Below are 13,043 nucleotides of genomic sequence, written 5' to 3'. Positions count from 1 at the left end.
CACGGTCGTCACGGCAACTTCACTTGCCTTGCGCGCTTGTGCGGGCGAGCCTTCCGGTTTCGCAACGAGGAGATCTTGCCATGCGCCTTCCCATTCTCGATCCGAAGGATCTGACCGAGGAACAGAAGCCGCTCTATGCCGACATGCAAGCGGGCATCAAGGACCACTTCAAGGGCTTTGTGAACATGCGCGACGACGGCGCGCTGCTGGGGCCCTGGAATCCCTGGATCCGCGAGCCACGCTTCGGCGGGCCGGTGTGGGAGCTGGTCAAGGCGATCGCATCGAACCCGCTGCTGCCGGCGCCGGTGCGCGAGGTGGCGATCCTTGTCACCGGCTCGCATTTCCGCTCCGGTTACGAGCTCTATGCCCATGTGCTGGTGGCCGAGCAGCGCGGTCTCTCCGACGAGAAGCTCGCGACCATCGTCGCCGGACAGCGGCCGGTGGATCTCACCAAGCAGGAAGCGGTCGCCTACGATATGGCGTCTGCGCTCGTGAGCGGCGGCGTGCTGCCCGAGCTGACCTATCGGGCTGCAGTGAAGGAATTCGGCGAGCACGGCGCGGCCGAGCTGTCCTATCTCGTCGGCGTCTATTGCATGGTCTCGGTCACGCTCAACACTTTCGACGTGCCGGTGCCGGAGTAGCCGGCGGCTAGTTGCGCACGGCGTAAAGCGGCGTGCGCAACGTCACCTGGTAGGACGGTTTCGGCATCCACGCGATCTGTGCGGTGATGCCAAACAGACGGTTGTCGTTGTCATCCATGCGGTCGAGGTCGAGGCGCAGGATCGGCTGGGTGAACGGCTCCGCCAGCGTCCGGCCCGCGAGTTGTCCACCGCCGAATGACTGCACGCCAAGGCGCCCGGTGAATTTCCAGTTGCTCGGCCATTGGTAATAGCCGCCGGCGTAGAGGATCGTGTTCGGCCTGATCCGGGCAATCAGGCTGGCGACGTCGGTGCGGGTATATTGCACGCCGGCAATCCAGCCGCGCGTTTCGTCTTCATCCAGGGCGTAGTCGAACTCCAGGACGTGGTTGAACGAATTCGTCATGCCCTGTTCGTTCGGCACCGATTGGGTCAGCGTGGATTGCAGCGTGATCGTCGGGATCCTGCCGCCGTTCTGCTGGTGGAGGTCGGCCTGTACGCCGATGTTCCAGCTGGTGATGTCGAATGTCGACCAGCCGCCGCCGATATCCGTCGTCGAGCCTGATACACCGCCATAGAGCGACACGCGATCGCTGACGTCCACGGTCAGCGGCAGATCGACGGCTATCGATTTCGCGGCAGGCAAGCCGTTCTGCAACATCGCGCCGCGTTGTGCCGCCAGTGCTTCAAACGCGGCCGAGAGTGAGGTGTTGCCGAAGCCGAGCCCGAGCGTGCCCGCGGGGATCGTGGCATAGGTCGTGCGGAGATCGAGGTAGATGTTCGGGACGACGGGCTTTGCCGGTGTGTCCTCCTCATCATCGGTGGCGTGGGCGGCGCCCGCCGGAATCGTCAGACAAAGCAGTCCGATCGCGACAGCGCGCAAGACCGAGGCGGACGTTGGGCTGCGGTGGGACACGTGACAATCCGACGCGTGGCGCTCTAATGATGGAACCGCTCGCTAGATGGAACGTGATCGTTCGTGTGGTCAAGGTCTATCCGCGGGCAATGGACGATGCGGATGTCCGCGGTTACCCTGCCGTGATCGCACTGACACACTCGCCGGCCACAGTGCAGGCCGGACAATGGAGGACGACAGCCATGAACACGTCACGCCGCATCCTGCTCGCTGGAATGGCGGGGCTCGCCGTGGCTCCGACCGCCGTGGCCGCTGCACCGGCGCCCGCCGTTGGGGATGCGACAGTTGCCGAAGAACGTTTCGCGCGCATGATTGCCGCCGCGCACGCACCCGACGTGACTTGCGCACGGCAGGCCGAGTGCTATGCGGATGCGCATTGGCCCGACTATATCGTGGCGGCCAGGGCCGTGCTTGACGCGCGCGTGTGATTCGCGCCTTTATTTCTCCACCGCGCGCCTGACCTGCTCGCCGATCTGCGACAGCACGAGCTGCGCCTGCGGCAGGATCGCGCCCATGGCGTGAAAATTGTGAACCATGCCGTCGTGGCAGACGTGCTCGACCGCGACGCCAGCGGCGAGCAGCTTGCGCGCATAGGCATTGCCCTCGTCGCGCATCGGGTCGAATTCGGCGGTATGGATGATCGCGGTCGGCAGGCCTGAGAGCCGCGTCGCGCGCAGCGGCGAGATGCGGGGATCGGCGGCATCCAGGCCCTCGGGCAGGTAATCGGACAGATCGGCCTCGATGGTGGCGCAATCGATCAGATGACCCTCGGCGAAGGCCGCGCGCGAGGGCGAGGTCTCCTCGAAATCCAGCACCGGGCAGATCAGGCATTGTGCGACGATGGAGAGGCCTGCGCTCCGCGCCGCCTCCTGGCATACGATCGCAGCCAGCGTCGCCCCGGCGGAATCGCCGCCGACAACCAGCCGCTCGGCGTCGATGCCGAGTGAGGATGCTTCGCGCGCGACCCATTCAGTCGCCGCGATCGCATCGTCGACAGCAGCAGGAAATTTGTTCTCGGGCGCGAGGCGGTAGTCGACCGAAACGAGACGGCAGCCGGTCGCATGCGCGAGCGCAGCCGCGATGCGGTCGTGCGTCGCAATGCTGCCGGCCACGAGCCCGCCGCCATGAAAGAACACGAAGCCCGGCGCGCGCTCGCCGGCAGACGCGGGCGAATAGAGCCGATAGGGCAGATCGCCACCGGGGCCGGGCAGCGTGCCGTCGGACGCCGTTACATCCGGCGCCTCGACACGCGCGAACTGCATCAGCTTCGCCAGCGATTGCCGCCGCGCTTCCACGCTCGGCCGGCTCCGCGCCTGCGGCGCAGCCGCGGCCATCATGGTCAACAAGCGCTTTGCGAGCGGATCGAGCGGCATGGGGAACTCCGTGACGTGCCCCACACTATAGCCGGTTTGGTCGCGATGTTGTCTAAACCTCCCTGGAGGGGAGAGTTGGTGCTTCGCCTCAGCAAATCGTTTAGAAATTGGGACAATAGTGCCCGGATATTTTTCGAGGGGAGGCCGGTCATGGCCGAGATCAAGAAGCCGATCGAATATTCGCCGAGCTGGACCTTCTTCGAAGGCAAATGGCATGACGGCAATGTGCCGATTATGGGGCCGCGCACGCATGCGGCCTGGCTCGGCTCGGTGGTGTTCGACGGTGCGCGCGCATTCGAAGGCGTCGCGCCCGATCTCGACCGACACGTCGCCCGGGCCAATCAGTCCGCGATCAATTTTGGCCTGAAGCCGGTGGTCGATGCCGGCACCTGGCTGGCGCTCGCGAACGAGGGCATCGCGCGCTTCGCGGCGAATGCCGAGCTCTATGTTCGTCCGATGTACTGGGCGCAGAACGGCTCGGGCGGGGGCGTGCTGTTCGATCCTGAAACCACCAATTGGTGCCTGTGCATCTACGAGGCGCCGATGCGGCACCTTCCTCAACGGCATCACGCGCCAGCGCGTCATCAGCCTGCTCCGTGCCGACGGCGTCACCGTGGTCGAGAAGACGCTGCGCTATGCCGATTTCCTCGCCGCCGACGAGATCTTCTCCACCGGCAATTTCGCCAAAGTCGCGCCGGTGATTCGCATCGACGCGCGCGAGCTGAAGCCGGGCCCGCTCTATACCAAGGCGCGCAAGCTCTATTGGGACTTTGCCCATGCGGTGAAGCTGGCGGCTTAGGGGGCTGATGTCGTCCTGGCGAAAGCGGACCCATTACCCCAGGGAGATGTTTGGCGAAGACTTGTTGTCCGGTACTGTCACCGAGCACTACGGGTGGATCACGCGGTATGGTCCTGGCTTCCGCCAGGACGACACCGAGAATGTGGCATGCGCACGCCGTCTCCTATGAGCCCCGTCGCCGAAACCGGCTGAATTGAAATGCCTGCGTCGAATGCCACGGCGTGTGGTGAGTCTCGTTGCGTGTCTCGACCAGCTCGAACTCCGGCCCGAGCTCCGCCGAAAGGCTGGCGCTGTCGTGCCGCTGCACCGGCAGGCCGCTGCATCTCTCCGGGCCATCGGGCGCGAATGTCGCGATGATCACCTGCCCGCCCGGCATAACCGCCGACCGCAAGCGTTCGACGTAGGCCGCCCTGTCGAGCGGATCGGTCAGGAAGTGAAACGCGGCGCGATCGTGCCAGACGCCCCAGGTCTTTGCCGGCCGCCATGTGGTGGCGTCGGCGACGATCCAGTCGACCGTCGAGGCGGCCGCGCCGATTCGTCTCTTCGCCGCGTCGAGCGCGTTAGCGGAAAGGTCCAGCACGGCGAGATTGCGGTATCCGTCTTGAAGTAGTGCATCGACCAATCGCGACGCGCCGCCGCCGATATCGATGATGGCCGCAGCACGACCCGGCCTGGCCGCACGAATCATCTCCAATGAGATCGCCGGACTATCCTGAAACCAACTGACCTCGGTCTCGCCCTTGGTGGCGTAGACGTTCTGCCAGTGCGTGGTTCGGTCAGACATGGCGGCTCCGGCCTTGACCGGGATGGCGGCGACGTGGCGATGCTGCGATCAATTGGTCGTTTGCGCGCCCGCGGCAGGCGGACGCGCCGGTGCGGACGAGAGACTTACTCGTCCTTCTTCGACATCTTTTCGAGGCGTTCCTGCATCTCCTTCATCTGCTGGCGCAGATCGTCGATGTTGGTGTCCTTGGCCGGCTCGGCACCGGCATCGGCCTCCGGCTCGGCTGTTGCCGGGCGACCCGTCGGCGGAACGAACGGCTTGAACATCGAGAAGGTCTGCTGGAACAGCTCCATGTTGCGGCGGACCTGTTCTTCCAGCGGAGCAAAGGGCGTACCGGAGAGCGTGTTGGCGATCTGCTTGCGAAACTTCTCCTGCTCCTGGGTCAGCGTCGCGATCGACTGCTCCAGATATTTCGGCACCACCATCTGCATGCTGTCGCCGTAGAAGCGGATGAGCTGGCGCAGGAAGGTGGTCGGCAGCAGGTTCTGGCCGGCCTTGTTCTCCTGCTCGAAGATGATCTGGGCGAGCACGGAGCGGGTGATGTCGTCGCCGGACTTGGCGTCGTAGACCAGGAAATCTTCGCCGTCCTTGACCATGGCAGCGAGGTCTTCCAGCGTCACGTAGGTGCTCGTTCCGGTGTTATAGAGCCGGCGGTTCGCGTATTTCTTGATGGTGGTGGGTTGGTCTGATTTCGCCATGGGCTCTCACTTGCAAACGCTGAGAACGGGAACCTGCGGCAATACCGCAGGGCGGGAAGAGTACGCAACGCAACAAAATAAGCATTTTCAAAGGGGTCACGCTACCGTTTTGTGCGGCACGGTTAATTGCACAGCAAAAACCTGCTTGCGAAATCGCCAAGAACGCTATTTTGAATGCGCTGCGGCATGAATTCGGTCACCCGCCGATTGACATGCCTCAACGACGTTAACAGGATGCTGTTCGAGACTGGCGAGCCGTTTCCCCAGCCCCGCCTGCCCCCATTCAACACCAGGAGATGCCCATGTCAGACGATGTCGTCATCGTCAGCGCCGCCCGCACCCCGGTCGGAAGCTTCAACGGAGCGTTCGCGACCCTTCCCGCCCACGATCTCGGCGCCATCGCCATCAAGGCCGCGCTGGAACGTGGTGGCATCGAGCCCGGCCGGGTCTCGGAGGTCATCATGGGTCAGATCCTGACCGCGGCTCAGGGCCAGAACCCGGCCCGCCAAGCCTCGATCATGGCCGGCATTCCCGTGGAGAGCCCGGCCTGGGGCGTGAACCAGCTCTGCGGTTCGGGCCTGCGCACGGTCGCGCTCGGCTATCAGGCGCTGCTCAACGGCGATTCCGAGATCGTGGTCGCCGGTGGCCAGGAATCCATGAGCATGGCTCCGCACGCCCAGTACCTGCGCGGCGGCGTCAAGATGGGCCCAGTCGAATTCGTCGACACCATGATCAAGGACGGCCTGTGGGATGCCTTCAACGGCTACCACATGGGTAACACCGCCGAGAACGTCGCACGGCAGTGGCAGATCACCCGTGCCCAGCAGGACGAATTCGCGGTCGCTTCGCAGCAGAAGGCCGAGGCGGCTCAGAAGGCAGGCAAGTTCAAGGACGAGATCGTCCCTGTCACCATCAAGACGCGCAAGGGCGACATCGTCGTCAGCGATGACGAATATCCGCGTCACGGCGCAACGCTCGACGCGATGGCGAAGCTTCGTCCCGCCTTCGAAAAGGATGGCACGGTCACTGCAGGTTCGGCCTCCGGCATCAATGACGGCGCTGCCGCCGTGGTGTTGATGACCGCCAAGCAGGCCGCCAAGGAAGGCAAGACGCCGATCGCGCGCATCGTGTCCTGGGCCCAGGCCGGCGTCGATCCGAAGATCATGGGCTCTGGCCCGATCCCGGCCTCGCGCGCCGCACTGAAGAAGGCCGGCTGGAGCGTCGGCGATCTCGACCTGATCGAGGCCAACGAAGCCTTTGCGGCGCAGGCCTGCGCCGTCAACAAGGACCTCGGCTGGGACACCTCCAAGGTCAACGTCAACGGTGGTGCGATCGCGATCGGCCATCCGGTCGGCGCCTCCGGCGCGCGCGTGCTGGTGACGCTGCTGCACGAAATGCAAAAGCGTGATTCGAAGAAGGGCCTCGCCACGCTGTGCATCGGTGGCGGCATGGGTATCGCGATGTGTCTGGCGCGCGACTGAAGATAGCCGACGCGTGTCACTTGCGCGTGCGCTGCACACTTGAATGAGTGCGTTGCACGCGACTAAAAAGGCAGCGGTTGCAAATCAAATATTCTTCGCAACCGCGCGAGCCTCGACTAAATACAAACGCCCGGCTCAACGCCGGGCGTTTTGTTCTTGATGTCCGTCAAACCAACCGCATAATCCACCACTAAAACGATCACGCAGAAACGTCCGAAGAGTCCAAGGGAAGGAATGCGAAATGGCACGAGTGGCATTGGTGACGGGTGGTACGCGGGGCATCGGCGCTGCCATCAGCAAGGCGCTGAAAGCGGCAGGCTATAACGTCGCGGCGAGCTATGCCGGCAATGATGCGGCGGCGGAGAAGTTCAAGGCCGAGACCGGCATCGCCGTCTACAAATGGGACGTCAGCAGCTTCGATGCCTGCGCCGAAGGCGTGAAGAAGGTCGAGGCCGAACTCGGGCCGATCGAGGTGCTCGTCAACAATGCCGGCATCACCCGCGACACCGCCTTCCACAAGATGACGCTCGAGCAGTGGAATGCCGTGATCAACACCAATCTCGGTTCGCTGTTCAACATGACGCGCCAGGTCATCGAAGGCATGCGCGCACGCAAGTTCGGCCGCATCATCTCGATCTCGTCGATCAACGGCCAGAAGGGCCAGTTCGGCCAGGTCAACTATTCCGCGGCGAAAGCCGGTGACATCGGCTTCACCAAGGCGCTCGCGCTCGAGAATGCCAAGGGCGGCATCACCGTCAATGCGATCTGCCCCGGTTACATCAACACCGAAATGGTGCAGGCGGTGCCGAAGGACGTTCTGGAGAAGAACGTGATCCCGCAGATCCCGGTCAACAGGCTCGGCGAGCCAGAGGAGATTGCGCGCGCGGTCGTGTTCCTCGCGGCCGACGAGGCCGGCTTCATCACGGGATCGACGATGACCATCAATGGTGGTCAGTACCAGGTCTGACGGGGCAGCAGCCCTTGAGCCAAAAGCCTGTAGCTTCGGGCGCGACAAGGCGATAGTGAAGACGCAAATGCCCGGCCTCGTGCCGGGCATCATCGTCCTCAGAGCCTTTTGATCCATGACCCCGCGCACAGCCACACTGATCGGACTGACCGCGATCCTGATGTGGTCATTGCTGTCGGTGATGACGGTGGTGACCGGAAAGATCCCGGCGTTCCAGCTCGCTGCGATGACCTTTGCGATCGGCGGTCTCGTCGGCCTGCTCACCTGGATCGGCCGGGGCGACGTGGCGAAGAGCCTGCGTCAGCCGCTCGTCGTGTGGCTCGTCGGCGTCGGTGGCCTGTTCGGCTATCACGCGCTCTATTTCCTCGCGCTGCGCTTCGCGCCGCCGGCCGAAGCCGGCCTTCTGAATTACATGTGGCCGCTACTGATCGTGCTGTTCTCGTCGTTCCTGCCGGGCGAGCGGCTCGCCGTGCACCATATCATCGGCGCCGTGCTCGGCCTCGTCGGCACCGTGCTGTTGTTTGCCGGCAATACCTCTGGCTTCGCACCGGGCGCGGTGCCCGGATTGATCGCAGCCTTCATCGCCGCCTTCGTCTGGGCGACCTATTCGGTGCTATCGCGGCGATTGAAGGCGGTGCCGACCGATGCGGTCGCGGGCTTCTGCCTCGCCACATCAGTGCTTGCCGCGCTGATGCATGGTCTGCTTGAAACCACGGTGTGGCCCGAGACGACGTTACAATGGCTCGCCGTGCTCGGGCTCGGCATCGGCCCTGTCGGCGCTGCCTTCTATGCCTGGGACATCGGCATGAAGCGCGGCGATATCCGCGTGCTCGGCGCCGCCTCCTATGCGACGCCGCTCTTGTCGACCGGTTTTCTCATCGCCGCCGGTTTTGCCAAAGCCAGCGCCAACATCGCGATTGCCGCGATCCTGATCGCCGGCGGCGGCCTGATCGCGGCAAAGGACATGGTGCTCCGGAAGCGGTGACTGTCGTCCCGGGCGCGTGGAGCGCGAATCCGGAATCCATTTATCCGCGTCAACGGTGATGAGAAAGATTCTTGGCCCAGTCCTTTTCGGGCGGTCCCGGAATGATAATCGCTACGGCTCCCAGCCTTTCGGCGCGAGGTCGAATTTTGCGAACTCGAAGGCGGGTGCCACGGTGCAGCCGACCAGTGTCCACTCGCCGGTGGTCTCCGCCATTTGCCACGCATCCGCCGGCACGATCGCCTGCGGTCGCTCGCCGCCCACAAGGTCCGTGCCGAGCCGCACCTCGTGCTGGGAGCAGCCGTCATGTGCGATGCGCAGGGTCAACGGGCTGCCGGCATAATAGTGCCAGGTCTCGACCGCGTCGATGCGATGCCAGTGCGAGCGCTCGCCGCGCGCGAGCAGGAAGTAGATGAGGGTCGAGCGCGAGCGGCCATTGGCATCGGTGGTCTGGTCGCGAAAGGTCTCTCGATAATGGCCGCCCTCCGGGTGCGGGCGGAGTTCAAGGCGTGCGATGATCTCGGCTGCGGTCGGCATCGATCCCCGTCAGGACTTGGTCGTGAGGACTTGTACTTCAGGATTTGTTTTTGCGCTCGCGCAGCTCGCCGAACACTGCGGCGGCATCCGCGCCCTTCATGTGTAGCCTGGCTGCGACCGACGGTTCATCAGCGCGCAGGAACACGTTTGCTCGCTTCTCATCACCAAGCAGTGAGGGAATGGTCGGCTTGTTCTCCGCCCGCAGCCTCGTCACTTCGGCCGCGCGCGCCTGGAGCGCCGCATTGTCGGGATCGACGGTCAGCGCGAATTTGACGTTGGACGCCGTGTATTCGTGGCCGCAATAGAGCTTGAAGTCGTCGGGTAGCGCCCGCAGCTTCAACAACGAATCCCACATCATCGGGTAGGTGCCCTCGAATACGCGGCCACAGCCGATCGAGAACAGCGTGTCAGCGGCGAACAGCGTCTTCTCGGTATCGAACACATAGGAGATGTGGTCGAGCGTGTGGCCGGGTGTCTCCAGCACGCGCCCCAGCAGCGTGCCGACCTTGATCACGTCGCCGTTAGCGACGCGCAGATCGACATCAGCAATCTTCGTCGTCTTGTCATGCGGCGCGACGACGCGGCAATTGTATTTCTGCTTGAGTTCGGCGACCCCGCCGACATGATCGCCATGATGATGGGTGATCAGGATGTCGGTGAGCTGCCAGCCCTCCCGCTCCAGTGCCTTGATGATGGGGCCGGCTTCCGGTGCGTCGATCGAGGCGGTTGCCTTGGTTTCCACATCGTGGATCAGATAACCGAAATTGTCGTTTAAACAGGTGAAAGTACGAATTTCGGCGGCCATGACATCTCCATCGGGCTCAGCCCCGTCAGACAAATATGGCGTTAACGTTGCGCAGGCAATGCAATATTCAGCGCGCGGCCGCCGCCTTGTGCATGTTACATTGCCGTCATGACCATCGACGTCGTCGACCTTCGCGAGTTTTATTCCCGTCGCCTCGGGATTGTGGCGCGGCAGATGATCAATCGCGGCATCAGGGAGCGTTGGCCGAATGCCGAGGGCCAGCGCGTGCTCGGCATCGGCTATCCGACGCCCTATCTCGGATTGTTCCGCGAGGACGCGGAGCGCTGCATCGCCTTCATGCCGGCGGCCCAAGGCGTCTTGAAATGGCCCACGGGGCGTCCGGCGCTGGCTTCGCTGGTGGATGAATTCTCGCTGCCGCTTCCCGACGCCGCGGTCGACCGCATCCTGCTGGTCCATGCGCTCGAGATGTCGGACGATCCGGCCGCGCTGCTGCGGGAGATCTGGCGGGTGCTGTCGCCGTCCGGCCGCGTCATGGCCGTGATCCCGAATCGGCGTGGTGTGTGGACGCGCAGCGACAACACGCCGTTCGGCCACGGTCGCCCCTATTCGCGCTCGCAGATCACGGATCTGTTGCGCCAGACCTGGTTCACGCCGACCGGCTGGGGCGAGGCCTTGTTCATGCCGCCCTATGCGGGCCGCTGGGTGCTGAAATCGGCGCAGATGTGGGAGCGCGCTGGCGCTGCGCTGTCGCTGCCCTTTGCCGGCGTCCACATCGTCGAAGCGACCAAGCAGGTCTATCGCGCGATCCCCGCCAAGCGCGAACGGGCGCGGCTGATTCCCTCGTTGAAGCCGGTGCTGGTGCCGTCCTCGACGACGGTGAGGCGGACCTGAAAACAAATCGTCCCGGCGAAGCCGGGACGATGCAGTCCATGAATATCAGAAGATGTGCGGCTTACTCGCCCGGAGCGAGATCGTCGCCGGAAGCGGCCGGAGCCGCCTCGCGCTCGGGGCGCGGGCCGCTATGCGGCCGGCGGCGCCGCCGCGGAAAACGCTCGCCACCACCGCCATTGCCAGCTTCGAAGCCGCCAGGGGCGCCGTTCGTCTGCGGCTGCGCGCCGGTGATGAAGGACGGCAGGCGATCGACGTTGCCGGCGTCGGCAACGACGGGCTGCGGCTGGTTCGGCGGTTGCGGCTGCTGATTATACTGCGGCTGCGGACGGTGGTCGCGTTCGCGGTGCTCACGCGGCTGCTGCTGATCGCGCTGATAGGGCTGTTGGTTGTCGCGCTGCTGATAGTCACGCTGGTGATCGCGCTGACCGTCACGCACGAAGGGCTGCTGCTGCGGCGGCGGCTGCGGAACGAAGCCCGGCTCCTGGCCGAAATTCGAGAAATTCTCGCCGTCATCCTCGCCGTCGTCACCGCTGCTGGTGCTGATCGGCTCATCGCCGCGCGGTTGCTGGTTCTGGCGGAACTGTTCCTGGGCCGCCGCGATCAGGCGGAAATAGTGCTCGGCATGCTGGTAGTAGTTTTCAGCAGCAACCGGGTCGCCGGAGGAGCGGGCGTCACGCGCAAGCTGAAGATATTTTTCGGCAATGTGCGAGGCGGTGCCGCGGATCTTGATGTCGGGGCCGTTCGATTCGAAGACCCGGGTCATCGGGTTCTGGCCGCGCCGGTTATTGTTGTTGTTATTATTATTGTTGTTGCGGTTGCGCATCCGCTGCTTGTTCTGACCGTTTCTCATGTCCTGCCTTTAATTCCAGCCCTAAAGGTTGCACGCATTACTGATTGCTAGGAGTGACCTGATGACAGCGGTTCACATCTCTCGCGCGCACCGCGCGCAAGAGCGGATTGAACCCTGCCGATGTTCGTCGACCGTCGCGTTCAACAAGGACGCGTTCCCCACCCGCCAGCATTCATTGCCAGCGAACCCATTCATATCGCCTGCCGAAACAAGCCCTGCTTTGTTGCGTAAGTATTCAAGCGCAATATCAGGCTTTCGTTCACGTTGCGGTCGGAAAGCAGCGTACCTCAATGGGCCATCGCGCTTAACAGGACCTGCGGCTTGGAACCTAAATCAGTGAAGCTCTCGCCTGAGAGCCCGGCTTTCGCCCGTTAGTCTACGGGGCCGACACCGATGTGCTGATCAGAAGGTAGTCGTTCCCAAGGGATATTCCAAGAGGTTTTTGGCGCCCAATCCGGCTTTTATGGGGGCATTTTTCGGGCCGAGACGGCCCTCGGAATGCCCCCGAGGTCAGATCTGGGCGGCCGGTCCACCGTTAACGCGGCGGCCGTCATCAAGGTTTCAATATCTGCGGCCTGCCCCTGTCCCGCCTCGACGACCAAAGCGCCGCCGGGCACAAGCCGTTCGGCTGCTTGTGGGATCAGGGCACGATAGGCGTCATAGCCGTCATTGCCGCCGTCGAGCGCCAGATGCGGATCGTGCTCGCGCACCTCGATGCTCAATTTCGGAATTTCACCCGCGGGAATATAAGGCGGGTTCGACACAATCAGATCGAACGGGCCCTGAAGGGCCGAAGCATAGGAGCAGGCGACGAACGCGGCGCGGCCGGCAAGGCCGAGCGCCGCGGCATTGCCCCTGGCGGTGCCGAGTGCGGTAAGGCTGAGATCGGTGCCGACGCCGAACGCCTCGGGAATCTCGTGCAGCAGTGCGAGCAGGATCGCGCCTGATCCTGTGCCGATGTCGGCAATGCGCGGGCGCCGTCCCGTGATCGTGCGTTCGCGAAAAATCTCGAGCGCCAGTTCCACCACGGTCTCGGTGTCCGGTCGCGGCACCAGCGTCGCCTCGGACAGGCGGAACGGCAGGCCCCAGAATTCCCGCATGCCGAGAATGCGGGCGACCGGCTCATGCGCGAGCCTTCGCTGCGCATATGCTTCGAGCCGTATAGCCTCCTCGGGCGCGAGATATCGTGCCGCTTGCGTGATCAAGCCGGTCAGATCGAGCCCCAGCGCCGCGCCGACGAGCAGGCGCGCATCGAGAGACGGCTCTTCGATGCCGGCCGATTGCAGCCGCGCCGCGAGCGCGCGCCGCGCACTCTCGATGCTGTGTCCGGAATCGAACCCTGTCGCCAATGGAACCATCCT

Annotated in this window: 14 protein-coding genes and 1 pseudogene; 7 read left to right on the top strand and 8 right to left on the bottom strand. The window is 63.9% G+C overall.

Annotated features, from left to right (window positions below):
- Window positions 1–80 precede the first annotated feature (80 nt).
- Window positions 81–641 (top strand): carboxymuconolactone decarboxylase family protein, encoded by a 561-nt coding sequence (locus tag YUA_RS0126495; protein WP_027533432.1) that lies wholly within the window; start codon window positions 81–83, stop codon window positions 639–641.
- A gap of 7 nt (window positions 642–648) precedes the next feature.
- Here YUA_RS0126495 and YUA_RS0126490 read toward each other — a convergent pair whose 3' ends face one another.
- Complete coding sequence (locus tag YUA_RS0126490; RefSeq protein ID WP_027533431.1) at window positions 649–1,521, bottom strand: hypothetical protein; 873 nt, start codon at window positions 1,519–1,521, stop codon at window positions 649–651.
- A gap of 215 nt (window positions 1,522–1,736) precedes the next feature.
- Between YUA_RS0126490 and YUA_RS52725 the strand changes: the two genes are divergently transcribed.
- The gene (locus YUA_RS52725; RefSeq protein ID WP_027533430.1) at window positions 1,737–1,982 is read left to right on the top strand and encodes a hypothetical protein; all 246 of its coding nucleotides are present in this window, start codon (window positions 1,737–1,739) and stop codon (window positions 1,980–1,982) included.
- Window positions 1,983–1,991: 9 nt separating this feature from the next.
- Here the strand turns inward: YUA_RS52725 and YUA_RS0126480 are convergent, their stop codons facing one another.
- A complete protein-coding gene (locus YUA_RS0126480; RefSeq protein WP_027533429.1) occupies window positions 1,992–2,927 on the bottom strand; it encodes an alpha/beta hydrolase in 936 nt (311 codons plus the stop codon).
- A 150-nt stretch (window positions 2,928–3,077) separates the two neighbouring features.
- On the opposite strand from YUA_RS0126480, the pseudogene YUA_RS45030 reads away from it, so the two are divergent.
- Window positions 3,078–3,726, top strand: a pseudogene (locus YUA_RS45030) (aminotransferase class IV).
- A 163-nt stretch (window positions 3,727–3,889) separates the two neighbouring features.
- Here the strand turns inward: YUA_RS45030 and YUA_RS0126470 are convergent.
- Both YUA_RS0126470 and phaR read right to left on the bottom strand, forming a co-directional pair.
- Window positions 3,890–4,510: a trans-aconitate 2-methyltransferase gene (locus YUA_RS0126470; protein WP_027533427.1), complete on the bottom strand. Its 621-nt coding sequence runs from the start codon at window positions 4,508–4,510 to the stop codon at window positions 3,890–3,892.
- Window positions 4,511–4,614: 104 nt separating this feature from the next.
- Entirely contained in the window at window positions 4,615–5,208 is a 594-nt protein-coding gene (phaR, locus tag YUA_RS0126465) for a polyhydroxyalkanoate synthesis repressor PhaR (RefSeq protein WP_027533426.1), read from the bottom strand.
- A 302-nt stretch (window positions 5,209–5,510) separates the two neighbouring features.
- Here phaR and YUA_RS0126460 point away from each other — a divergent pair, with 302 nt between their 5' ends.
- The 3 genes from YUA_RS0126460 (at window position 5,511) to YUA_RS0126450 (ending at window position 8,641) form a co-directional block, all read left to right on the top strand.
- Window positions 5,511–6,689, top strand: coding sequence for an acetyl-CoA C-acetyltransferase (locus YUA_RS0126460; RefSeq protein WP_027533425.1), 1,179 nt, complete (start codon window positions 5,511–5,513; stop codon window positions 6,687–6,689).
- Between the two features lie 241 nt (window positions 6,690–6,930).
- Window positions 6,931–7,656, top strand: a complete 726-nt coding sequence (phbB, locus tag YUA_RS0126455) for an acetoacetyl-CoA reductase (protein ID WP_027533424.1) — start codon at window positions 6,931–6,933, stop codon at window positions 7,654–7,656.
- Between the two features lie 115 nt (window positions 7,657–7,771).
- Window positions 7,772–8,641: a DMT family transporter gene (locus YUA_RS0126450; protein WP_027533423.1), complete on the top strand. Its 870-nt coding sequence runs from the start codon at window positions 7,772–7,774 to the stop codon at window positions 8,639–8,641.
- Window positions 8,642–8,752: 111 nt separating this feature from the next.
- Here the strand turns inward: YUA_RS0126450 and YUA_RS0126445 are convergent, their stop codons facing one another.
- Window positions 8,753–9,175, bottom strand: a complete 423-nt coding sequence (locus tag YUA_RS0126445; RefSeq protein ID WP_027533422.1) for a cupin domain-containing protein — start codon at window positions 9,173–9,175, stop codon at window positions 8,753–8,755.
- Between the two features lie 37 nt (window positions 9,176–9,212).
- The gene (gene gloB, locus YUA_RS0126440; protein WP_027533421.1) at window positions 9,213–9,980 is read right to left on the bottom strand and encodes a hydroxyacylglutathione hydrolase; all 768 of its coding nucleotides are present in this window, start codon (window positions 9,978–9,980) and stop codon (window positions 9,213–9,215) included.
- Window positions 9,981–10,088: 108 nt separating this feature from the next.
- On the opposite strand from gloB, the gene YUA_RS0126435 reads away from it, so the two are divergent.
- Window positions 10,089–10,832 (top strand): methyltransferase domain-containing protein, encoded by a 744-nt coding sequence (locus YUA_RS0126435; RefSeq protein WP_027533420.1) that lies wholly within the window; start codon window positions 10,089–10,091, stop codon window positions 10,830–10,832.
- 61 nt (window positions 10,833–10,893) lie between these two features.
- Here YUA_RS0126435 and YUA_RS0126430 read toward each other — a convergent pair whose 3' ends face one another.
- Together YUA_RS0126430 and prmC are read right to left on the bottom strand one after the other, a co-directional pair.
- Window positions 10,894–11,682: a DUF4167 domain-containing protein gene (locus YUA_RS0126430; RefSeq protein WP_027533419.1), complete on the bottom strand. Its 789-nt coding sequence runs from the start codon at window positions 11,680–11,682 to the stop codon at window positions 10,894–10,896.
- 461 nt (window positions 11,683–12,143) lie between these two features.
- A complete protein-coding gene (gene prmC, locus YUA_RS0126425; RefSeq protein ID WP_027533418.1) occupies window positions 12,144–13,040 on the bottom strand; it encodes a peptide chain release factor N(5)-glutamine methyltransferase in 897 nt (298 codons plus the stop codon).
- Window positions 13,041–13,043 lie beyond the last annotated feature (3 nt).

The sequence above is a fragment of the Bradyrhizobium sp. WSM3983 genome, from assembly GCF_000473045.1.
In the GTDB taxonomy this organism is placed as follows: domain Bacteria; phylum Pseudomonadota; class Alphaproteobacteria; order Rhizobiales; family Xanthobacteraceae; genus Bradyrhizobium.
The sequence above is the reverse complement of the archived record's forward strand: the minus strand, read 5'-3'. Positions and strand labels throughout refer to the sequence as shown.